Genomic DNA, 22609 nt, shown 5'->3' on the forward strand with positions numbered 1-22609 from the left:
GAGTTCCCGCCTATGATCTCCTCGCTGCGCGGCACCGTCACCGCTGTCACGCTGACCTCGGCGGTGATCGAGATCGGGGGAGTGGGCATGACCGTTCTCGCCACCCCCACCACGCTGTCCTCACTGCGCGTGGGCGCCGAGGCCCTCCTGCACACCGAGCTCATCGTGCGCGAGGACTCCCTGACCCTCTACGGCTTCGCCGACGCCGATGAGCGCGACTGCTTCCGTGTCCTGCTCGGGGCCAAGGGCGTGGGCGCCAAGCTCGCCCTGGCGATGCTCGCCGTCCACACGCCCGATGCCCTGCGTCGCGCCATCGCCGCTGAGGACGTCGCCGCCCTCAAGCGCGTCCCCGGCCTGGGGCCCAAGGGCGCGCAGAGGATCATCATCGACGTCGGCGACAAGCTCGGCCCCCCGCTCGGCCAGGATCCTTCCGCGAGCCGTGGCGCGCCCGGGGCCGTCGACGGCGCTGCCGAGGACGGCGAGCCCCACCCCGACGTCGTCGCCGCGCTCATCCAGCTCGGCTGGAACGAGGCGAGCGCCCGCGATGCCGTCCTCGCCGTCGAGCCCGGCCTGACCGCCCCCGGCCAGACCCCGGCCGTCCCCGAAATCCTGCGCGCGGCCCTGAAGTGGTTGGGCGGTGGCCGCCGTGGCTGAGGACATGCCGGGCCGCTTCATGGGCGGCGAGGCCGATGAGACCGAGCGCGCCGCCGAAGCCGCCCTGCGCCCCAAGCGCCTGGAGGACTTCACCGGCCAGGAGGTCGTGCGCGACCAGCTCTCCGTGGTCCTGCGCGCGGCCCTCGCCCGCGGCGCGGCTCCGGACCACGTCCTGCTCTCCGGCCCGCCCGGCCTGGGCAAGACCACGCTCGCCATGATCATCGCCGCCGAGGTCGGAGGGGCGCTGCGGCTCACCTCCGGGCCCGCCATCCAGCACGCGGGGGACCTCGCGGCGATCCTGTCCTCCCTGGAGGAGGGCGATGTCCTCTTCATCGACGAGATCCACCGCCTGGCCCGCACCGCCGAGGAGATGCTCTACCTGGCGATGGAGGATTACCGGGTGGATGTCGTCGTCGGCAAGGGCCCGGGCGCCACCTCCATCCCCCTGGCCCTGCCGCCGTTCACCGTCGTCGGCGCCACCACCCGGGCGGGCCTCCTGCCCGCCCCCCTGCGCGACCGCTTCGGATTCACCGGCCACCTCGACTACTACGCCCCGGAGGAACTCGCCCGCATCCTCAACCGCTCCGCCGGCCTGCTCGGCGTGGGTCTGGAGCCCGAGGCCGCTTCCGAGCTCGCCAGTCGGTCGCGGGGCACGCCGCGCATCGCCAACCGGCTCCTGCGGCGCGTCCAGGACTGGGCTCAGGTCCACGGAACCCCCGGGCTTCTCGATCTTCAGGCCGCCCGCGCCGCGCTGGAGGTCTTCGAGGTCGACGCCCTGGGCCTGGACCGCCTCGATCGGCAGGTGCTGGAGGCCCTGTGCTCCCGATTCGGCGGCGGCCCGGTGGGCCTGACGACGCTCGCGGTCAGCGTGGGGGAGGAGCCGGAGACGGTGGAGACCGTGGCCGAGCCTTACCTCGTGCGCGAGGGCCTCGTGGTGCGCACGCCTCGGGGCCGCGCCGCGACCCCCGCCGCCTATGCGCATCTCGGCCTGGAGCCCCCCGCCGAGGGCACCCTGTTCGCCTGAGCGTCGTGCCGCCTCCGGCCGTGCCCTGCCGGGCGGTCGGCCCGGGCGGAAGGACACAGTCGGGCCACGGCGCGGTCACGCGCGCGTCTCGGCCTCTGCTGCCCCGCCACAACAGGGCGCGTGTCACAGCCCAGTCCGGGTTTCGGCCTCCCCGTCGCCCCCGGCGGTGACCTAGACTCGGTGCGGTTTGCCCCACGTCGGGGCGTCGTCGCCGCAGGAGCTGCGGATCACTCTCGGAACTGGAGTCCCTATGTCCATCATGATCATGCTCGCCGCGTTCCTCATCATTATGTGGCTGTTCAGCGGCTTCGCCCGCCGCCAGCAGCAGAAGATGCTCGCCGAGCAGGACCGGCGCCGCGAGGAGGCCCTCGTGGCGGGCACCTGGGTGCGCACCACCGGCGGCTTCTACGGCCAGGTCGTCGATGTCGACGGCGACGTTGTCGTGCTCGCCACTCAGCTGGGCGACGAATCCCTGTGGAACAAGAAGTCCATCGTCTGCGCCGAGGAGCCTCCCTTCGCCTCCACGGACGAGGGCAGTGACGCCGATGGCGCCGCCGATGCCGGTGACGCCGTCGACGCCCCCGCCCCCGGGACCGCCGAGTCCTGAGCCCGCCACCGCCTGGCCCCCACCCACTCCCCAGGACCCGCCGGGCGATCTCCCTCACCCCACGCATCCCGCTGCCCCAGGGCGGCGACCTGATGAAAGGGACCCCGTGCCCACCAAGAAGACCAAGCGCCCCGGAACCAGGATCCTCCTCCTGCTGATCATCCTCGCCGTCGGCTTCGGCGCCCTCGCCTTCGGCTCAGCGACCAAACGCACCGCCATGACCCCGGGCCTCGCCCTCGACCTCGAGGGCGGCACCCAGCTCATCCTCACCCCGACGACGACCGACGGTTCGGAGATCTCCGACGAGGACGTCAACCAGGCGATCGAGGTCATCCGCCAGCGCGTCGACGCCTCCGGCGTGGCCGAGGCGCAGATCTCCCGCCAGGGCGGGCAGAACATCGTCGTAGCGCTGCCCAGCACTCCGAGCGAGGCGACCCTCGACCTCGTGCGCAAGGCGGCGGTCCTCTACTTCCGACCCGTCATTCGCATCATCCAGGGCAACGCCATGCAGATCGCCGAGCAGCAGAACAAGCTGGCGGCCCAGCGGAATCAGGCCGCCTCGGCGGCGCCGACAGACGCGGCCGCTCCGAGCGCCGCCCCGTCCGCTTCGCCCACCATCCCGATGACGACGCCCGAGCAGGTGGCCACCCGGGCCGCCGACGTCAACGGCGACGGTGTCATCAGCGAGGATCCGCTGCCGGCCACCAGCAATGACAACTCCTCGGATGCGTGGATCACCGAGAAGATGATCTACGACGCCACCATGCGTGACTGCACCGCCCCGGAGAACCTCACCGGCGAGGCGCAGGATCCCGCCAAGGCCGTCATCTCCTGCGACAAGCGGGGCAGCGGCACCGCGTACATCCTCGGCCCCGCCGACATCGCCGGCACCGACATCGAGACCGCCGTCTCCGGCACCGAGACCACCGAGCAGGGGGGGACCACCAACAAATGGGGCGTGTCCGTCGAGTTCAACTCCACGGGCACGGAGAAGTTCGCCGCGGTCTCCGAGCGCCTCCTGGCCTACCGCAATGCCGCCCGGGCTGCGAAGCCCTCCGCAGGTGCCAACAGTGCGCCGACCAGCACCACCGATTCGCAGAAGGCCCAGTTCGCCATCGTCCTGGACGGTCTGACAATCATGTCCTCGGGCTTCCGCGACTCCGTCACCTCGCCGATCACCGATGGGCGCGTGCGCATCGACATCGGCCAGGGCGGGAAGGCCCGCGCCCAGGCCAACACGCTGGCCAACCAGCTCTCCTTCGGCGCCCTGCCCATCAACTTCACCGTCCAGTCAGAGCAGCAGATCTCGGCGACTCTGGGAACCGAGCAGCTGCGCAACGGCCTCATCGCCGGGCTCATCGGATTCCTCCTCATCATCATCTACCTCGCCTGGCAGTACCGGGGCCTCTCGCTCGTCGCCGTGGCCTCCCTCATCATCGCGGCAGCGGGCACCTACCTCGTCATCGCGCTGCTGAGCTGGTTCATCGGCTACCGCCTGTCGCTGGCCGGCGTGGCCGGACTCATCATCTCCATCGGCATCACGATGGACTCCTTCATCATCTACTTCGAGCGGGTCCGCGATGAGGTCCGCAACGGCCGCACCCTCATCGCCGCCGTCGATGAGGGCTGGAAGCACGCGCGCCGGACCATCGCCGTCTCCGACGCAGTCAACCTCGTCGCCTCGGTGGTCCTCTACGCCCTGGCGGTCGGCGGCGTGCAGGGCTTCGCCTTCACCCTCGGCGTGACCACCGTCGTCGACCTCGCCGTCATCTTCGCCTTCACCCATCCGCTCATGGTGTGGATCCTGCGCTTCCGCTTCTTCGGCGAGGGGCACCGGCTCTCCGGCCTCGACCCCGAGCACCTCGGCGCCCGCTCGCTCGCCGCCTACGGCAAGGGCCGCGACGCGCTCATCGAGGGCGCCGTCGGCTCCCTGGCCCGGCGCAAGGCCCTCGCCCGACGCGGTGAGCCCGACGACGGTACCGCGATCCAGGGGGACGACGCCGTCGACTCCCAGGCCCACGATGGGAAGGACGGTGAGTCGAAGTGAAGAACCTTGCCACCCTCGGAAACGAGCTCTACTCCGGCAAAACCTCGATCCCCTTCATCGCCAAGCGGCGCATCTGGTACACGGTCGCCGCGATCATCGTCATCGCCTCGGCGGCGCTGCTCGGAACCGTGGGCCTCAACCCCGGCATCGACTTCAAGGGCGGCTCGGAGGTGACCATCACCGGTCTGGCCGCGCCCGCCGAGGGCCCGGCCAACACAGTCCTGTCCGACCAGGGCCGCTCCGCGGGCTCGACGGTCACCAAACTCGGCTCATCCTCGGTGCGCGTCCAGACCACCGCGCTGGACAAGGCTGACCTCGACGCCCTGTCCAGCGGCCTGGCCAGCGCCTACGGGGTCGACGCGGGCAGTGTCTCCTCGACGACCATCGGCCCGACCTGGTCCTCCGACGTCACGAACAAGGCCGCCCGGGGCCTCCTGCTGTTCTTCCTGCTCATCGGCGGCCTCATCTGGATCTACTTCCGCACGTGGAAGATGGCGGTCGCGGCCCTGCTCGCCCTGGCCCACGACATCATCATCACCATCGGCATCTACGCCCTGACGGGATTCGAGGTCACCCCCGCTACGATCATCGGCGTGCTCACGATCCTGGGGTACTCCCTCTACGACACGGTGGTCGTCTTCGACAAGATCCGCGAGAACACCGCCTCCTTCACCGCGCAGACCCGCTCCACCTACGCCGAGCTGGCCAACCTCGCGGTCAACCAGACCTTCATCCGCTCCGTCAACACCTCGATCGTCGGCGTGCTGCCCGTGGCCTCGCTGCTCTTCGTCGGCGCCTTCATCATGGGCGCCGGCACGCTGCGCGACATCGCCCTCACCCTCTTCATCGGCATGATCGCCGGCACACTCTCCTCGATCTTCCTGGCCACACCGCTCCTGGTCGACCTGCGTCGCCGTGAGAAGGGAGTGCGCGAGCAGGCCGAGCGCGTCGAGCAGGCCCGCAGGGCCCGCATCGACGCCGCCGGCGACGACGAGGATGCCGTCGAGGCGATCCTGGCGGCTCCCAAGGCCTCGCCCCTGACCCCCGGCCACCACCTCGGCCACGCCGCCCAGCCCAAGAGGAGGAAGAAGCGCCCATGAGCGTTCCCCCGCCCCTGCCCGCCGCGCTCACCCGGCTCGTGGCCGACAACCTCCGGGAGATCCCCGACTTCCCCGAGCCCGGAGTCCTCTTCCGGGACATCACGCCGCTGCTGGCCAACGGCCCGGCCTTCTCCGAGCTCATTGACGGCCTCGCCGAGCACTACCGGGGCCGGATCGACGCCGTCGCCGGCCTTGAGTCCCGGGGCTTCATTCTCGCCGCGCCGCTGGCAGTGAGGCTGGGCATCGGGATGCTCACCGTCCGCAAGGGCGGCAAGCTCCCCGGACCCGTCATCGGCGTCGACTACGCCCTGGAGTACGGCACGGCCCGCATGGAGCTGCGCCCCGAGACCGTGCGGGCGGGGGACAGGGTCCTCATCATCGACGACGTCCTGGCCACCGGCGGCACGGCCGCGGCCTCCATCGAGCTCGTGGAGCGCGCCGGGGGCAGTGTCGAGGCGATCTGCATGCTCTTGGAGCTCGCCGAGTTGGGCGGCAGGGCCCATCTGGGCGGGCGGGGCGTCGATGCCGTCGTCGTGTACTGACCTCCACTGATCTCGCCCCCGGCCCCGCTACTGCCGGAGGCGGGATTGCCCGAGGTGGGTCCCGCCTCGGGCCCCGGACGGGCCTCGGGGCATCAGATGTCCGATGCGTGGGTCTCCTCGTGGCTATGATGTTGGAATGACCGAGACCAAGGGCGCAGCGGACACGGGGCACGACGCGATCGTGCCCGGCTCGCGCGTCCGCAGCCGCCTCGCCTGGTTCGGCTCCCGGGGGCACTCGACGCCCCCCGCGATCGACCCACTCCTGCGCGCCCTGCGGGCCAACCACCCCAAGGCGGACACCGGGCTCATCGTGCGCGCCTACGAGGTCGCCGAGAAGGCCCACGAGGGACAGACGCGCAAGTCGGGGGAGCCCTACATCACTCATCCCGTCGCGGTGGCGACCATCCTCGCCGAGCTCGGCATGACGCCTCAGACGCTGGCCGCGGCGCTCCTGCACGACACGGTGGAGGACACCGACTACACCCTCGACAAGCTGCGTGCGGACTTCGGCGGTGACATCGCCCTGCTCGTCGACGGCGTCACCAAGCTCGACAAGCTCCAGTACGGGGAGGCCGCGCAGGCCGAGACCGTGCGCAAGATGATCATCGCGATGTCCCATGACATCCGCGTGCTCCTCATCAAACTGGGGGACCGTCTCCACAACGCCCGGACCTGGAAGTACGTTCCCGCCGAGAGCGCCGCCCGCAAGGCCAAGGAGACGCTCGAGATCTATGCTCCCCTGGCCCACCGGCTCGGGATGAACACCATCAAGTGGGAGCTCGAGGACCGCTCCTTCAAGGCCCTCTACCCCGGCGTCTACGACGAGATCGAGCGGATGGTCCACGAGAGGGCGCCGGCTCGCGAGGAGTACCTGTGCCAGGTCCGTCTGCAGATCGAGGAGGACCTGCGGGTCAACAAGATCAAGGGGACCGTCACCGGTCGGCCGAAGCACTTCTACTCGATCTACCAGAAGATGATCGTGCGGGGGAAGGACTTCGACGACATCTACGACCTCGTCGCCGTGCGCGTCATCGTTGACTCGGTGCGGGACTGCTACGCCGTCCTCGGCGCCCTCCACTCCCGCTGGACACCGATGAGCGGGCGCTTCAAGGACTACATCGCCGTCCCCAAGTTCAACCTCTACCAGTCACTGCACACCACGGTGCTCGGGCCCGGGGGCAAGCCCGTCGAGATCCAGATCCGCACCGCGGAGATGCACCGCATGGCGGAGTACGGCGTTGCCGCCCACTGGAAGTACAAGGAGGACCCCAACGCCTCCGCGCCGGCCCCGGGCGGCGCTGGCGTCGAGGACGCCGGCGAGATGGGCTGGCTGCGCCAACTCGTTGACTGGCAGAAGGAGACGCAGGACCCCGCCGAGTTCCTCGACTCCCTGCGCTTCGAGATGGCCGGCTCACAGGTCTACGTCTTCACCCCCAAGGGCGACGTCCTGTCCCTGCCCAGCGGCTCCACAGCCGTCGATTTTGCCTACGCCGTCCACACGGAGGTCGGTCACCGCACTGTCGGCGCCCGCGTCAACGGGCGCCTCGTTCCCCTGGACACCCGCCTGGAGAACGGCGATGCCGTCGAGGTTTTCACCTCCAAGGCGGCTAATGCCGGCCCATCACGGGACTGGCTCAGTTTTGTGGGCTCCACTCGGGCGCGCAACAAGATCCGCGCCTGGTTCTCCAAGGAGCGCCGCGAGGAGGCCATTGAAGAGGGCAAGTCCGCGATCGCGCGGGCGATGCGCAAGAAGGACCTCCCGATCCAGCGCCTCATGAGTCACGATTCCCTCACGGACGTCGCCAAGAGCCTCGACAAGGTCGATATCGACGGGCTCTACGCCGCGGTGGGCGAGGGGCACATCTCCGCCCAGCACGTCGTCGACACCCTTGTGACCGCCATGGGCGGCGAGGCGGGCGCCGAGGAGACCCTCGCCGAGGGCGTTCTTCCCACCCGGGCCTCGGCCTCCTCCAGCCACCGCCGCAGTGGGGACTCAGGAGTCGTCGTCGAGGGCATGGACGCCGACGACGTCTACGTCAAGCTCGCCCGCTGCTGCACGCCCATGCCGGGGGACCCGATCGTCGGATTCATCACCAGGGGATCCGGGCTCTCCGTGCACCGGGCGGACTGTCAGAACGTCGCCCAGCTCCAGCGCGAGCCCGAGCGGATGCTCCCCGTGACCTGGGCCGAGCACGCGCACTCGGTCTACCTCGTCCAGTTGGAGGTCGAGGCGCTCGACCGCGGCGGCCTCCTGGCCGACGTCACCCGGGTCCTGGCCGACAACCACGTCAACATGATTTCGGCGACGATCACCACCTCCAGGGATCGCGTGGTCACAGGGCGGTTCGTCGTCGAGCTCGCCGCAGCGAGCCACCTCGACCACACCCTCGCCTCCCTGCGCAGGATCGATGGCGTCTACGAGGCCCGCCGCACCACTTCAGGCGCTCGGAACCACGGCTCCTGAACCGCGATGCGCGGCAAGCGGCGCGGTCCGTCGGTGCAGGGGCCCCGCGCGCTCGGGGAACGCCCGCTCCACGCTCAGGATGAGCCGCTGAGCGCGGGGGCGGCCGCGCGCCGCCCCGCCGCGGCAGTGCCCCAGGGCCAGGAGCATCCCGCGCCGCGTCGCCCCGGCGGCGTAGGCTGCCAGGATCGCCTCGACCGCCCGGGTCGGCGGCGCGGTCCTCGCCACGTCGACGGCGGCGCGCTCCAGGGTGGAGCACTCCACTCCGGCCAGTACCACTCGGTCCTCGGAGGGCAGCGACATGCGGTGGGAGTCGAGGCCCCGCCACGCGCCGGGCCTCTCCGTGCTCGCCACGGACAGGACCTCGGGCGGCCTGAGCCCCGTGTGGACCCAGAGAGCGCTGGGGCCGCAGACCAGGTTGCCCCGCGGCACATGGGGGCCCAGAGCCCGAGCGCGCAGCGGGGGAGAGGTGAGCAGGTCACTGGGGTAGTGGCCGCCCAGGAGCGGGGTGAGCAACTCGTCATCGAGCCCGTGGCAGCGCAGCACCCGCATGTCCTGTGGCGGGAGGGCGCCGAGCGCCGGCTCGATGGGACGGGGGCGCAGCCATGCGAGAGCCGCGCGGGCGGGGACGTGGGGATGCCTGGCCATAAGGACCATGCTGGGCCCCCGCGCAGCGCCGCGGAAGGGGGTGCGGAGGATCTGTGGATAACCAGGGCGGTGGGCCTCGCACGGACGGCGGCTGGGCGGGACGGGAGATGCCCGGCACCGATCGAGGTGCCGGGCATCAGCCGGTTCCTGAGGCGTCGCGCGCCCGGATCAGGCCTGGGCCGAGCGCAGGACCTGGTCGAGCCAGGCGCGACGGGCGGTGAGCGCCGCCTCGGCCTCCGCGACCTTCTTGGCGTCCCCCGCGGCCTGGGCGGCGGCGAGGTCCTTCTCGAGCTCGGCGATCGAGTCCTGGAGCTGGCCGGCCAGGCCCTCGGCGCGGGCCTTGGTCTCCGGGTCGGTCCGGCGCCACTCGGCGTTCTCCGCCTCGCGGATCGCGTCCTCGACGGCGCGCATGCGTCCCTCGATCCGGCGCACGGCCGAGCGCGGCACGCGCCCCGCCTCCTCCCAGGCGTCCTGGATGGGGCGCAGGGCCTTCTTGGCGGCCTTGATGTCCTTGATCGGCAGCAGGGCCTCAGCCCTGGCCACGAGGGCCTCCTTGGTCTTGAGGTTCTCCGCGAACTCGGCGTCCACGGCCTCGTCCTTCGCCTTGCGGGCGTCGAAGAAGATCTGCTGGGCGGCGCGGAAGCGCGCCCACAGGGCGTCGTCCTCCTTGCGCGAGGCGCGGCCGGCCTTCTTCCACTCGTCCATGAGCTCGCGGTACTTGGCGGAGGTGCCGGCCCAGTCCGTGGAGCCCGAGAGCTCCTCGGCCCGCTTGATGAGGGCCTCCTTGGCGGCCTTGACCTGCGACTGCTTGGCGTCGAGCTCGGAGAAGAACTGGCGACGGCGGCGGTCGAAGGCGGTGCGGGCGTGGCTGAAGCGCTTCCACAGGGCGTCCTCGGTGGGGCGGTCCAGACGCGGCCCGCGACGCTGGGCCTCCTTCCACTTCTCCAGCAGGGCGCGCAGCTCGGCGCCGGAGTTCTTCCACTGGGTGCGCGCCGGGTCCTGCTCACTGATCTCCTCGGCGCGCTCGACGATGGCGGTGCGGTCCTTGAGGGCCTGCTCCTTGGCGGCGGCGCGCTCGGCGGCAACGGCCTCGCGGCGCTCCGCGGCGACTCCGCGCAGGGCGGAGAAACGGGCGCGCAGCCCATCGAGGTCCCCGACGGCGGCCGGTTCGACGAGCGAGGCCTCGATCGAGGCAATCGTCGTGTCGATGTCGTGGATGGAGAGCTGCGGCAGGCGCGTGGCGAAGAGGTCGATCGTCGCCTTGAGGTCGAGGTAGCGGCGCACGTAGAAGGCCATGGCCTCGGCGATCGGGGCATCCGGGAACTGGCCGACCTCGCGCTCGACGCCGCTGTCCTGGACGTAGACCTTGCCCTCGCCGTCGACACGGCCCCACTTGGCGGCGTCCATGGCCTCCTCGGGGTCGATCGGCGCCTCGTTCGTCGCTGCGGGCGAAGGCTGCTCGGCCGAGGCGGGGGCTGCGGCATCCGCAGCGTCGGCGCCGGCGGCCGGCTCGATGCTCGCGGCCTCGCCAGAGTCCTCGACGGCGGCCCCCTCCGAAGAGCTGGGGGTCTCGGAGGGCGCAGCCGGTTCGGCGGCTTCCTCGGTCCCCGTCCCCTCGGGCTCCGAGGCCCGGGCCGCTGTCCGGTCGATGGGTGCCTCGGCGGTCGTCGGCTCCGGCGCGCCCGCGGGGGCGGTGGTGGTCTCGGTGGTGGCGGAGGCGGGCTCCGACTCGGACGTGGCGGTGGGCTCCAGCTCGGCGGCGGGCTGCGTCTGCTCAGTCACGTTGTGCTCCTTCGTGGTTGACGGGGCGAGGGAGGAATCTGATCCCTGTTCCGTTCGCGCCCGGCCTCGCCGGCCGGGTGGTCGTGCGCTGGCCCGGGAGGCGCCAGCACACCGAGCCTACCGGCAACATCACTGAACTCCGAGCGCCGACCGCCCTTGATCACGGATGGGGGCGCCAGGACCGCCGGACCATGACCGCCGTTCCACTCGGGTGAGGCCGAGACCCTCGCCCGCCGCCTCGAACCGGACTCCGATCCGGCCGTCATCGAGCTTCTACCGCCGCTCAGGACCCATGCGAGTCGGGCCCATCGGCCCCGAGTCGACTCGAGCGCACGCGGGAGCCGCTATGGCGCATCTATGCGCAACTATGTAGAATTAGTTGCGTAGTGCGAAGGGGTCCAAGGTAAGGACTGCGGGAGGCCGCAGAAGCGCGGGCCGGAGAGGAAGCGAGGGCGAGAAGATGACGCTGACCGTCGCGGATGTCTACGCGGAGCAGGGCCTCGACTACGACGAGGAGGCCCACGCCCGCCAACTCCGGGCCATGCTGCGCAAGGCGCCACGGGGAATGGCCGTGGGGGAGACGATGCTCGCCGACCTCGTGGAGCGCGGAGGCCTGGACGAGCCCGCGCGTCTGCGCTCCTGGTCGGGGCGGGACGCCGCGAAGCTAGCCGCAGGCCATGCCGAAATGGTCATCAATCGGACCCTCGAGCTCACGCTCTCGGCCGCGCAGGCCGCGCAGGAGCTGGGCATCAGCCCCTCCCGCCTGTCCCACCGCGCCGCATCCACGCCGCTGGCCTCCACGGTGGTGGGCGGGCGCAAGCGCTACTGGCGCTGGCAGCTCGCCGCTGGGCGGGCACTGCCCCACCTGGGGGAGATCGTCTCGAGGCTGCCGGGGGACCTGGCGGGGATCGACATCGCCACCATCATGACCTCGCCGGATGAATCGCTGGGCGGCCGCAGTCCCGTGGACCACCTCCTGCTCGGAGGCGACGCCGAGCCCGTCGTCGAGCTTCTCGACGCCGCCGCCCGCGCCGCCTGAGCGCCGCCGCACTCCCACCATGCCCCTCGACGCTCCGAAAAACCCCAGTCGCCCGCCGTTGCCGCTCTTGATCGGGCCGGAGGACATCCACCTCCATCAGGGTCTGCTGTGGCGCATCCACCGCACGGCGGGGGAGTACCCGTCGGCCTGGAACGACTTCCGCTCCTACGGCCCCCTGACCACCATGCGCTGGGACCCGCATCCTGGGCCCGTCGGCGATCACCCCGGGCATGGCGTGCTCTACACGGCCACAGACCTGCGCACGGCCGTCGCCGAGGTCTTCCAGGCGCAGCGCCGGGTCGACCCCATGGGGGCGGCCATCGCCGCGACCACCTTCGTCCCTGTCCGCCCGCTGCGGCTCCTGGCGCTCCTCGCCGAGGACTCGCCCTGGCTGCTGCGCAACGGGGCCAGTCATTCCCTCATGGCCGCTCCCCGGGACACCTGCCGAGCCTGGGCCCGGGAGATCGCGCGGGCCGAGCCCGCCGACGGCCGGGGCCCGGTGGACGGGCTCTGGGCGGAATCCACGATGACGGGGCGCCCCATGGTGGTGCTCTTCGAGCGGGCCGCCTCCGCCCTGCCCGAGGAGCCCCGGGCCAGCGCCCTCCTGGCAGCGCCGGTCATGATGACGGCGCTGGCGGATATCAGTGCCTCCCTCGGCTGGGAGCTCGCCTGGCCGACGGCGTGAGTGACCCGCGCTTGGACCTCCTCCGCGCGCTCGGCGAGCGCAGGTGATCACGCGAGCGGCCCGGGGCGAGCGACTACGCTGGCCCCATGATCCTCGAGCGCACGATCGCACCCGTCTTCGCCGCCAACTGCTACGTGCTCGCCCCCGCCCCCGCCGGCCCGGCCCTCGTCGTCGACCCGGGAGCGGGATCCGTGCGGGGCGCGATGGCCCTGCTCCGCTCCAACCGGCTCGCCCTCGGCGCGATCCTCCTCACCCACGGGCACGCCGACCACGTCTGGGACACCGCCGCTCTCATCGAGGCCGCCCGCGCGGAGGACATGCTCGCCATCGCCGACCCGCTCGCCCCCGAGGCCTCCGTCCCCGTCTACGTCCCCCAGCCCGATCTCCACCGCCTCGACGACCCCGATGCCTCCACCGCCATCAGCGCCAACGGCATGGGCTTCGCCGACATGGCCGGCACCGCCTGGAGACGGCCTGCCGACGTCCGCGCCTTCCCCGCCGAGGGATTCGGCGCCGCCTTCGAGATCCTCCCGGGCCTGGGCCTCCAGGCCATCCCCGCTCCCGGCCACACCGAGGGCTCCACGCTCTTCTTCTTCAACTCCCGTCTGGCGGACAACTACCTCCTCACCGAGGTCATCGACGACGACCCCGGCCACGCCGATGAGGAGCACGACTACCTCATGGCGCTAGCGGGCGACGTCATCTTCAAGGGCTCCGTGGGCCGCACCGACCTGCCCGGCGGCGACCAGGTCCAGATGTGGGCGACCCTCCGCCTCCTGGCAAGCGCCGTCTCCCCGGAGACCATTCTCCTGCCCGGCCACGGGGCGGTGACCACCATGGAGCACGAGCACCACGGCAACCCCTACCTCGCCGAGGCCAAGATCCGTGGTGGGGATCGCAACGCCTGATACGCCCACCACCTGGCGAGCGCACCATGACACAATGCCCGCCATGGCATCGAGCGTCCAGGCGCGTCAGGCGCAATCGTCCCTGTCCGGATTCCCCGAGTGGCTGCCCGCGGGCCGCATCGTCGAGCAGTCCTTCCTGGACGCCCTGCGCACCACCTTCGAACTGCACGGCTTCTGCGGCATCGAGACCCGCGCCGTCGAGCCCCTGTCCGAGCTCGCCCGCAAGGGGGAGACCTCCAAGGAGGTCTACCTCCTCAACCGCCTCCAGGCCGAGACCGCCGATTCCGAGGAGGCCGACCCCGCCAAGCGCCTCGGCCTCCACTTCGATCTCACCGTCCCCTTCGCCCGCTACGTCCTCGACAATGCCGGCACCCTCACCTTCCCCTTCAAGCGCTACCAGATCCAGAAGGTCTGGCGCGGCGAGCGCCCCCAGGACGGCCGCTTCCGGGAGTTCATCCAGGCCGATATCGACATCGTCGGCGACGGCGCCCTCCCGCTGCACAACGACGTCGAGGTCCCGCTCATCATGCACGAGGCCCTGGCCGCCCTGCCCATCCCGCCGATCACCATCCACGTGTCCAACAGGAAGGTCGCCCAGGGGTTCTACCAGTCCATCGGAGTGGGCGACGACGAGCTCATCGAGGTCCTGCGCATCGTCGACAAGCTCGACAAGATCGGCCGCGACGCCGTGGCGGCCGAGCTCATCGATGCGGTCGGGCTGAGCGCCGATCAGGCGGAGCGCGCCCTTGACCTCGCCACCATCACCGGGACCAGCCCCAGGGCGATCGACGCCGCTGTGCGCACGGCCCTGGGCGAGGCCGCCCCCTCCGAGATGCTCCTCGAGGGCCTGGCCGAGCTCGCCGGCCTCCTCGACACCGCCAACCTGCGGCGCCCCGGCGCGATCATCGCCGATCTCAAGATCGCCCGCGGCCTCGACTACTACACAGGCACCGTCTACGAGTCGTTCATGGCCGGCCACGAGGACCTCGGCTCGGTGTGCTCCGGCGGGCGCTACGACTCCCTGGCCTCCAACGGCAAGCGCACCTTCCCGGGTGTGGGCATCTCGATCGGCGTGTCCCGCCTTCTCGCCCGCGTCATCGGCGCGGGCCTCATCAAAGTCACCCGCGCCGTGCCCACTGCCGTGCTCGTGGCCGTCACCGACGAGGCCCACCGCGCCGACTCCGACGCCGTCGCCGACCGCCTTCGCCGGCGCGGGATCCCCGCCGACGTCGCCCCCAACGCCGCCAAGTTCGGCAAGCAGATCCGCTTTGCGGACAAGCGCGGCATCCCCTACGTCTGGTTCCCCGGCGCCCCCGGGGAGGGCGACTCCGTCAAGGACATCCGCTCCGGGGACCAGATTCCCGCCGACGCCGCCACCTGGCAGTGCCCCGAGGCTGACCTCGCCCCGCGCCTCGTGGCCCGCAGCGGCCGGGCCTGAGAGGCATCATGGTCGCCCCTGGCACGCCACCTGGAGTCCCGGGCCTCTCCAACGGCATCGGCGCACCGACCACCACCACCGCCCTGGAAGGGCTGGAAGCACGACTGGGCTCCGTCGATCTGCCCTACGCGCTGCCCGGTGCCGCCGAGGCCGCCACGCGCGCGGCCCTGGTCGCCGACCAGCTCGGCGACTACATCCTTCCCCGCCTCGCCAGCATCGACGCCCCACTGCTCGCCGTGGTCGGCGGCTCGACGGGTGCCGGGAAATCCACCCTCGTGTCCTCCCTCATCCGCAGGCGCGTCGCCGCGGCCTCGGCCATCCGCCCGACCACGCGGCGCCCCCTGCTCCTCCACGCCCCCGCTGACGAGCCCTGGTTCGTCTCCGACCGGGTCCTGGGCTCCCTGGCCCGCGTGCGCGTGCCCGAGGACGCCCCGCCCAGCGCGCCGATCACCACCGCCGACGGCGAGTCCCCCGCCTCCTGGAGGGAGCTGGAGGTCCGCTCCTGCAGCGAGCTGCCCTCGGGGCTCGCGCTCCTGGACGCCCCCGACGTCGACTCCGTCGTCGATGAGAACCGCGAGCTCGCCGCCACCCTCCTGGCCTCCGCCGACCTGTGGGTGTTCGTCACCACGGCGGCCCGCTACGCCGATGCCGTGCCCTGGCGGCACCTGCGGGCCGCCGCCGAGCGGGACATCGTCGTTGCCGTCGTCCTCGACCGCGTTCCCGACGGCGCCGCTGCCGACGTCGAGGCCGACCTGCGTCGCCGCCTCGCCTCCGCCGGGCTCGCCACGTCACCCGTCATCACCATCCCCGAGACTCCCCTGGACGCCGAGGGCCTCCTGCCCGTCCCGCTCATCGCCCCCCTGCAGGACTGGCTCACCACCCTGGCCGCCGACGCCGAGGCCCGCCGCGACGTCGCCCGGCGGACGCTCACCGGGGCCCTGGGCAGCGCCTTGGCGCAGATCGAGCTGCTGGCTGACGAGCTCGACGCCCAGGCCCAGGAGCACCACGAGCTCGCCGAGGCGGCCTTCTCCGCCCATGCCGAGGCTGCGCAGCGGATCAACGCCGCCTGCGCCGACGGATCCATGCTGCGCGGCGAGGTCCTGGCCCGCTGGCAGGAGTACATCGGCGCCTCCGGGATGATCAAGGGACTCGAGACTCAGGTCGGGCGCATCCGCGATCGCCTCAGCGCCGCCCTGCGCGGCCGGCCGGGCCCCGCCCAGCGCGTCGAGAACGCCATCGAGTCCTCCCTGGCCACCCTCATCGTCGCCGAGGCTCAGCGCGCCTCGATCGCCACCGAGCGGGCCTGGCAGCGCGCCGGCACCGCGGCTGCCGCCCTGGAGACCGTTCGCGAGGTCCTTCCCGGCCAGGAGGTCCTCACCGAGCGGGCCACCGCCCTCGTCCACGAGTGGCAGGGAGATCTCCTGGGCCTCGTGCGGGCCGAGGGCGCCGACAAGCGCCTCACCGCCCGGCTCATCTCGCTCGGCGTCAACGGGGTCGGCGTGGCCCTCATGATCGTCGTCTTCGCCCACACCGGGGGCCTGACCGGGGGAGAGATCGGTATCGCCGGGGGCACAGCCCTCGTCGCCCAGCGGCTCCTCGAGGCGATCTTTGGCGACCAGGCCATGCGCGCCATGGCCGAACGCGCGCAGATCGACCTCGACGCCCGCGTCCACGCGCTCGTCAGCGAGCAGGCATCGTTCCTGGCCTCCGCCCTGCGCCGGCCCTCCCCCACGGGCCCCGAGCTGAGGCGGGCCGCGCGCGCTGCCGCCTCCGCTCTCGAGGCCACTAGCGGCGTTATCGGGGAGGGTCGCTCATGAGCGGGACTGTGTCCGAGCCCGCCAGGCGCGCCACGCGCGGCAACCCCGCGGCCCGGAGCCTCGCGGAGGCACTCGGGGCGCTCGGGAGGATCATCGAGCTCGGTGACGGCCTCGGCCTCGGAGAGGAGCTCGACGAGGCTCGCGAGATCGTTGCGCGCGCGGGTGCGCGGGCCTCACTGGCACCGGGGCGCACCGTCATCGCCCTGGCCGGAGCGACCGGTTCGGGCAAGTCCTCCCTCCTCAACGCGCTCGCCGGGGCGCCCATCGCCCGGACCGCCGTCACCAGGCCCACCACCACCCGCCCCCTCGCCCTCCTGCCGGGCGGGCACACCGATGGCGAGGCGTCCGCGCTCCTGGACTGGCTCGGAGTCGATGAGCGCGTAGTCGCGCCGCTGGCAGGGCCGGTCCCCGCCGATGCGATCATCCTCGACCTGCCCGACATCGACTCCGACGTGCCCGAGCACAGGTTCATCGCTGAGCGCATGGCCGCCCAGGTCGACGCCCTCGTGTGGGTGCTCGATCCCGAGAAGTACGCCGACGCTGTCCTCCACAAGGACTTCATCGCGCCCATGGCCGCCCACGCGGAAGTCACCCTCGTGGTCCTCAACCAGGCCGACCGGCTCGATGCCGCCTCACGCGAGCAGGTGAGCGCCGACCTGCGCCGCCTTCTGGCCCGTGAGGGCCTGGCCGGTGCTGCCCCGATACTGGCCTCCGCCCGCACCGGTGAGGGGATCGATTCCCTGAGAGGCGCCCTGGAGCGCATCGCCCGGGCGCGCAACGCCTCAGCCCTCCGGCTGCGGGCCGATACGCGTCGGGCCGCGACCCGGCTGTGCGAGCGCGTCGGGGGCGGCGGGACCGGGGCGCCGATCGACGGCCGGCGCCTCGCCGAGGCGGCCTCCCGCACCGCCGGCGCCGAGGTCGTCGCCAGCGCCGTTCGCGCGGCCACGATCCATCGCGGCGCGCTGAGCGTCGGGTGGCCGCCGGTGCGATGGATCCACCGACTCCGGGCCGATCCGCTCGCCGCACTCCACCTGCGGGACCCCTCTCCTTCGACCCTCAGCAGGGCGGGGGAGGGCCCGAGGCCTGTCGATGCCCTCGCGCGCACATCCCTGCCCGAGCCGAGCCCCGTGGCCGTGGGGCTCCTGCGCACCGAGGCGCATCGCCTCGCCGCGGACGCCAGTGCCCACCTGCCAGGGGCGGCCCGGGACGCCATGCTCCAGCGCATGGATGAGCGCGCCGAGGCGATCGGCCCTGAGCTCGACGCGGTCATCGCCCGCGCCGATCTGGGGATGCGCGCTCCTCGCTGGTGGTCGGTCGCCTCAGCTCTCCAATGGCTCGCCCTGACCGCGGCGATCGCCGGAGGCGTCTGGCTGGTCGCGCTGCGGGGCATGCGGGACCTGCTGCTCATCGCTGTCGAGCCGCCCCGCTGGGGCCTCGTGCCCTGGCCAGTCGTCCTGCTCGCAGGCGGCCTGGCCGGCGGCGCCCTGCTGGGGGCCATCGGCGTGGCAGCCGTGCGCGCGGGCGCCGAGCGACGTGCGGCACGGGCCGGGAAGTGCCTGCGGCGGGCGACCGACGCCGTCGTCGACTCACGGCTTCTCGAACCCCTGCGCGCCGAGCGCGAGCACTGGGACGAACTGGGCGCGATGGCCGCAGACCTCAGTCGGCACGAGCGCTGACTGTTCCCGACCAGGGACGACCCGCGCACGTCGGGACTGTTCAACTCGGGGGAACCGGGATGCGGATCGCCCCCGGCCGGAGCACCGGTCGGGGGCGATCGCGCCTCATCGCTCTGAGCGCGGGCACTCAGGAGTCAGCGCGCCGCGAGCCCCAGGACCCGCGGTTGTCCCGGTTTCCGCGGTAGCCGCCGCGGTTGCCCCCGCGCTCGTCGCGCCCGGAGCGGTAGCCGCGGTCGTCCCGGAAGCCCGAGTCACGACCGCCGCGGTCCTCCCAGCGACGGCCGCCGCGATCGTCCCGGTACCCACCGCGGCGGTCAGGGCGACCGCGGTAGCCGCCGTCGCGGTCCCCGCGCTCATCGCGGTCGCGATAGCCGCGATCGCCACGGTCACCGCGGAAGCCACGATCGCCACGGTCACCGCGGAAGCCACGGTCACCGCGGAAGCCGCGGTCATCGGGGCCGGACCAGCCGTGGCCCGGGCCCTCATCGGGGCGGATGCGCAGCTCGCGCCCGGAGAAGGTCGCGTGCCGCATGGCCTCGAGTTGGTCCTCGCTCAGCGGCGCGTGAATGGTGACGAGGGAGAAGGACTGCAGGATGTCGATCTTGCCGATGTCCGAGCCGCTGATCCCGCCCTCATTGGCCAGCGCGCCCACGATCGCGCCGGGCATGACCCGGTCGCGATGGCCGACCTCGATCCGGTAAACGGTGCCGGGGCCCTCATGCTCGCGGCGCCCGCCGCGCGAGGCTCCCGGTTTGCCCTCGGGACGCTCGCGACGGCGGCTCTCGCGGCCTCCCTCGAAGCTGGCCGAGACGAAGGCGCCCTCGTCGTCGACGCTCACCTCGCGCCGCTCACGGCCCCGGCGCGGGCGGTCGTCGTCGTGGCGGCGCTGCGGTCCCTCGTCGCCCACCGCGAGGGCGAGCAGGGTGGCAGCGAGCTCCTCGGCGTCGATGTCCAGCTCGGCGATGAGCGGGGTGTACATGCCCAGGCGGCCGCGCTCGTGGCGGGCGGCGGCCTTGGCCAGGAGCTTGTGGGCGCGGTGCGCGGAGACGTCGGCGGGGGAGGGCAGGGTGATCTCCTCCAGGCGCGTGCCGGTCAGGCGCTCGATCTGGCGGAGCTTGCTCTTCTCCTTGGGGGTGAGGAAGGTGACGGCCTCGCCGTGGCGGCCGGCGCGGCCGGTGCGCCCGATGCGGTGGACGTAGGCCTCGGCCTCGCGGGGCACATCGAAGTTGACGACGAGCCCGATGCGGTCCACGTCCAGCCCGCGGGCCGCGACGTCAGTGGCGACGAGGACGTCGAGGGTGCCGGCGCGCAGTCGCTCGACGAGCCGTTCGCGCTCGCGCTGGGGGACGTCGCCGGAGATCGCGGCGGCCTGGATGCCCCGCCCGGCCAGCTCGATGGCGACATCCTCGGCGGTGGACTTGGTGCGCACGAAGACGATGGCGGCCTCCGCCTCGGTGACCGCCAGGACGCGGGAGACCGCGCCGATCTTGTGGCGGAAGGGGACCACCGCGTAGGTCTGGTGAACGGTGTCGACGGTGGAGGACTGGCGGGAGACCTCGATGCGCGCGGGGTCGACGAGGTGCTCGGCGGCCACCCGCTCGATGGCGGGCGGCATGGTGGCGGAGAACAGCGCGGTACGGCGCTCGGAGGGCAGGGAGGCGGCGATGGTCTCCACATCCTCGGCGAAGCCCATGCGCAGCATCTCGTCGGCCTCGTCGAGGACGAAGTACTTCACCGCATCCAGGACGAGCGCGCCCTTGTCGATGAGGTCGATGATGCGGCCCGGCGTGCCGACGACGACCTGCGCGCCGGATTTGAGCGCGCCGATCTGGGGGCCGTAGGGGGCGCCGCCGTAGACGGCGACGACGTCGAGGCCGCGCGAGCGCGACGCCATCTCCGTGATCGCGTCGGCGGACTGGAGGGCGAGCTCGCGGGTGGGGGCGAGCACGAGGGCCTGGACCTCCCCGTCGCGGGCGTCGACGGCGTCGAGGAGGGGGAGCCCGAAGGCGGCGGTCTTGCCGGTGCCGGTCTGGGCCACGCCGACGACGTCGCGCCCGTCCAGGAGGACCGGGATGGCCTCGCGCTGAATGGGGGTGGGGGTCGTATAGCCCATGTCGGTGACGGCCTTGAGCAGGTCGGCGGGCAGACCGAGGTCGGAGAAGGTGACCTCGGCCGGTGCGTCGCCAGCGTCGCGGGCGGAGTCCTCGGGCTCGTCATCGTCGTCGGAGGGATCGAAGGGCGCGTGGCCGTCGACATCCTCCTCATCGATGTCGGCGCTGTCGTCAGCGTTCTCGGCCTCGTCGGGCGCGTCGTCCTCGGGGTCGGACTCGGGCAGGGCGCGATCGACGTCGTCCTCCTCGTCCTCGTGCTCGACGTCCTCGGGATCCTCGGGGGTGTCGGAGGAGGCCGGGGTGTCGAAGGAGGGCGCTGAGGCGGACGAGTCGGCGGACACGGCTGAGATGGCCGTGCCGATGGCACCGGTGCGCGCCGCGGTGGGCGAGGCGACCCCCTCCTCGGAGGTGCTGAAGAGAGCATCGAGGCCGAGAGGCCCGTGCTCGTCGGAGGCGGACGGGTTCTGAGTGGTCATTGAGTTCTTCCCAGGTTCTGGCCATGAGGCCTTCGCGGAGTGTGGGGGAGCGCCGGTCGGCCTCCTCTCTTGCCGCACCTGGCCCACCACACTCGCCCACCGGCGCTCGCCGCGCGAAGGCGCGGATGCGCTGAGGGCTTGACGCACAGACTCACGGGCTCACTCGTCCGCACCCCTTCCCATGCGCTGTCGACCGCCGTGGGGCGGCAGGGGCCCGGGGATGCCGGGGAGAGCTTGGGGAAGAGTGCGGGAGTCCCGAACGGGGTTCTCAGGACGCGGATCACTCCTGAACCCAGCGTAGATGAGGGTGGGAGGCGGACCGGGACTCGCCGCAACAGGTCACAAGTGATATAGGTCTCAGGGGTGGGCCTTGAGTTCAAGTTGCGCCGATCCCCACCTGCGAGTATGCGGGGAGCTCTCGGCGGGAGAATTGCCTGGTCGCTGACGATTCGCTGACGATCGGCCTTCGTTTGGGACTCGATCCGCCGCAGGATCGCGCGACTGACACGGCTCGGACGGTAGTATATGGCTGTATCCACATGGCCGCAGCCCCGAGCGGCCTTGACGTTCCCGGGCCCGTCGGAGACGGTGGGCCCGCCTGAGACAGGAAGCGCACCCGCCGAGATGTCCCGATCCCTGTGCCGTCCGGGCCTCGAGCCCCCCCGTGCCGCGATGGTCCTACCCGCGGCGCTGGGCATCGTCCTCACCGCGGGCCTTGGCCTCGGTTCCATTGTCGTGAGCCCCACCGCCGGAGCCGATGAGCTCAGTCCAAAGGCCGCTCAGACCTCCGAGGCGGTCCCTGCCGCCGCCCCGGATGGCGCTGAGGCTTCCACCCCCCGGGTCGGCCGCCCTATCGACGAGATCGTCGATCGCCCCGAGCGGGGCGCCGTCAAGAAGCTCGCCGATGCCCCCGCGGGCGATATCGAGCCGGCCCCGAGCCCCATGGGGGCTCCGCAGATCAACATCCTCCCCCGTCAGACTGAGGCGCCGAGCCCGACCCCGGGCGAGTCTCCGACGCCCGCTCCTCCGGCTCCTTCGGCGACTCCCAGCGCGGTGCCCTCCCCGTCGGCCGCGCCGAGCGCGTCCGCCACCGCCTCGCCGTCGCCCTCCGCGTCCGCTGAGCCGAGCGCCTCCCCGTCGGCCGCGCCGAGCGCGTCGGCCACCGCCTCGCCCAAGGTGATCACCGGGAAGCCTGAGGCCAAGGTCGGCGATGACGGCCCGCTCAGCACGACGGCGCTCTCCTTCAAGAGCTCGAACTGGGCCGATGCCAAGGGGCATGCTCTCAACGGGACCGTCAATATGACAGTGAACCTGTACGGCGCGGGTGGCGCGATCGACCGCAAGGCCACGATCCCGGTCATGGTGGAGAACGGCGCGTTCTCCACCATGATCGACGCCGAGACCCTCTTTGATCTGAGCGCGAAGGATCTCGTCGACAACGGGAGATTCCGCCTGCGGATCTCCTCTCCCGACGGCAGACAGGCCGAGACGAGGCTGTTCTCCTTCGTCGCCGGCACCAGGCCCGCCCCGGCGCCGACCGCGGAGCCGAGTGCCCCGGTCCCGTCGGCGGCGCCGACCGCGCCCGCTCCCACGA

Annotated in this window: 16 protein-coding genes and 1 pseudogene; 14 read left to right on the forward strand and 3 right to left on the reverse strand. The window is 72.1% G+C overall.

What is annotated here, in order from left to right; translation table 11 throughout:
* Positions 1-12 precede the first annotated feature (12 nt).
* The 7 genes from ruvA (at position 13) to B1H50_RS08965 (ending at position 8438) form a co-directional block, all read left to right on the forward strand.
* Complete coding sequence (ruvA, locus tag B1H50_RS08935; RefSeq protein ID WP_080463433.1) at positions 13-654, forward strand: Holliday junction branch migration protein RuvA; 642 nt, start codon at positions 13-15, stop codon at positions 652-654.
* A gap of 4 nt (positions 655-658) precedes the next feature.
* Positions 659-1678 (forward strand): Holliday junction branch migration DNA helicase RuvB, encoded by a 1020-nt coding sequence (gene ruvB, locus B1H50_RS08940; RefSeq protein WP_080463448.1) that lies wholly within the window; start codon positions 659-661, stop codon positions 1676-1678.
* A gap of 250 nt (positions 1679-1928) precedes the next feature.
* Entirely contained in the window at positions 1929-2285 is a 357-nt protein-coding gene (locus B1H50_RS08945; protein WP_080463434.1) for a preprotein translocase subunit YajC, read from the forward strand.
* Between the two features lie 106 nt (positions 2286-2391).
* A complete protein-coding gene (gene secD / locus B1H50_RS08950) occupies positions 2392-4332 on the forward strand; it encodes a protein translocase subunit SecD (protein ID WP_080463435.1) in 1941 nt (646 codons plus the stop codon).
* Positions 4329-5432, forward strand: coding sequence for a protein translocase subunit SecF (gene secF / locus B1H50_RS08955; RefSeq protein ID WP_080463436.1), 1104 nt, complete (start codon positions 4329-4331; stop codon positions 5430-5432). The genes secD and secF overlap by 4 nt, the downstream gene beginning before the upstream one ends.
* Positions 5429-5974, forward strand: a complete 546-nt coding sequence (locus B1H50_RS08960) for an adenine phosphoribosyltransferase (RefSeq protein ID WP_080463437.1) — start codon at positions 5429-5431, stop codon at positions 5972-5974. Before secF ends, B1H50_RS08960 begins: the two co-directional genes overlap by 4 nt.
* 136 nt (positions 5975-6110) lie before the next feature.
* Positions 6111-8438 carry a RelA/SpoT family protein gene (locus tag B1H50_RS08965; RefSeq protein WP_080463438.1) on the forward strand — a complete coding sequence of 776 codons (2328 nt, stop codon included), beginning with the start codon at positions 6111-6113 and terminating at the stop codon, positions 8436-8438.
* Here B1H50_RS08965 and B1H50_RS08970 read toward each other — a convergent pair.
* Positions 8412-9083 (reverse strand): hypothetical protein, encoded by a 672-nt coding sequence (locus tag B1H50_RS08970; protein WP_188640716.1) that lies wholly within the window; start codon positions 9081-9083, stop codon positions 8412-8414. The genes B1H50_RS08965 and B1H50_RS08970 overlap by 27 nt on opposite strands.
* A gap of 168 nt (positions 9084-9251) precedes the next feature.
* Complete coding sequence (locus B1H50_RS08975; protein WP_080463439.1) at positions 9252-10865, reverse strand: DUF349 domain-containing protein; 1614 nt, start codon at positions 10863-10865, stop codon at positions 9252-9254.
* 460 nt (positions 10866-11325) lie between these two features.
* Here B1H50_RS08975 and B1H50_RS08980 point away from each other — a divergent pair, with 460 nt between their 5' ends.
* The 6 genes from B1H50_RS08980 to B1H50_RS09005 all read left to right on the forward strand — a co-directional run bounded on the left by B1H50_RS08980 (position 11326) and on the right by B1H50_RS09005 (position 18428).
* Positions 11326-11904: a hypothetical protein gene (locus tag B1H50_RS08980; protein ID WP_080463440.1), complete on the forward strand. Its 579-nt coding sequence runs from the start codon at positions 11326-11328 to the stop codon at positions 11902-11904.
* A gap of 19 nt (positions 11905-11923) precedes the next feature.
* Positions 11924-12589 (forward strand): RES family NAD+ phosphorylase, encoded by a 666-nt coding sequence (locus B1H50_RS08985; RefSeq protein ID WP_158082842.1) that lies wholly within the window; start codon positions 11924-11926, stop codon positions 12587-12589.
* 86 nt (positions 12590-12675) lie between these two features.
* On the forward strand, positions 12676-13497 hold the full coding sequence (locus B1H50_RS08990) for an MBL fold metallo-hydrolase (RefSeq protein WP_080463442.1): 822 nt from the start codon (positions 12676-12678) through the stop codon (positions 13495-13497).
* Between the two features lie 34 nt (positions 13498-13531).
* A complete protein-coding gene (hisS, locus tag B1H50_RS08995; RefSeq protein ID WP_080463443.1) occupies positions 13532-14935 on the forward strand; it encodes a histidine--tRNA ligase in 1404 nt (467 codons plus the stop codon).
* Between the two features lie 8 nt (positions 14936-14943).
* Positions 14944-16752 carry a dynamin family protein gene (locus B1H50_RS09000; protein WP_080463444.1) on the forward strand — a complete coding sequence of 603 codons (1809 nt, stop codon included), beginning with the start codon at positions 14944-14946 and terminating at the stop codon, positions 16750-16752.
* Positions 16749-18428, forward strand: a complete 1680-nt coding sequence (locus tag B1H50_RS09005; RefSeq protein WP_080463445.1) for a GTPase — start codon at positions 16749-16751, stop codon at positions 18426-18428. Before B1H50_RS09000 ends, B1H50_RS09005 begins: the two co-directional genes overlap by 4 nt.
* A gap of 127 nt (positions 18429-18555) precedes the next feature.
* Here B1H50_RS09005 and B1H50_RS09010 read toward each other — a convergent pair whose 3' ends face one another.
* Positions 18556-21015, reverse strand: a complete 2460-nt coding sequence (locus B1H50_RS09010) for a DEAD/DEAH box helicase (protein ID WP_080463446.1) — start codon at positions 21013-21015, stop codon at positions 18556-18558.
* 624 nt (positions 21016-21639) lie between these two features.
* Here B1H50_RS09010 and B1H50_RS09660 point away from each other — a divergent pair.
* Positions 21640-22609, forward strand: a pseudogene (locus B1H50_RS09660) (hypothetical protein); the annotation flags it as partial.

The organism is Actinomyces gaoshouyii, from assembly GCF_002072175.1.
GTDB lineage: Bacteria > Actinomycetota > Actinomycetes > Actinomycetales > Actinomycetaceae > Actinomyces > Actinomyces gaoshouyii.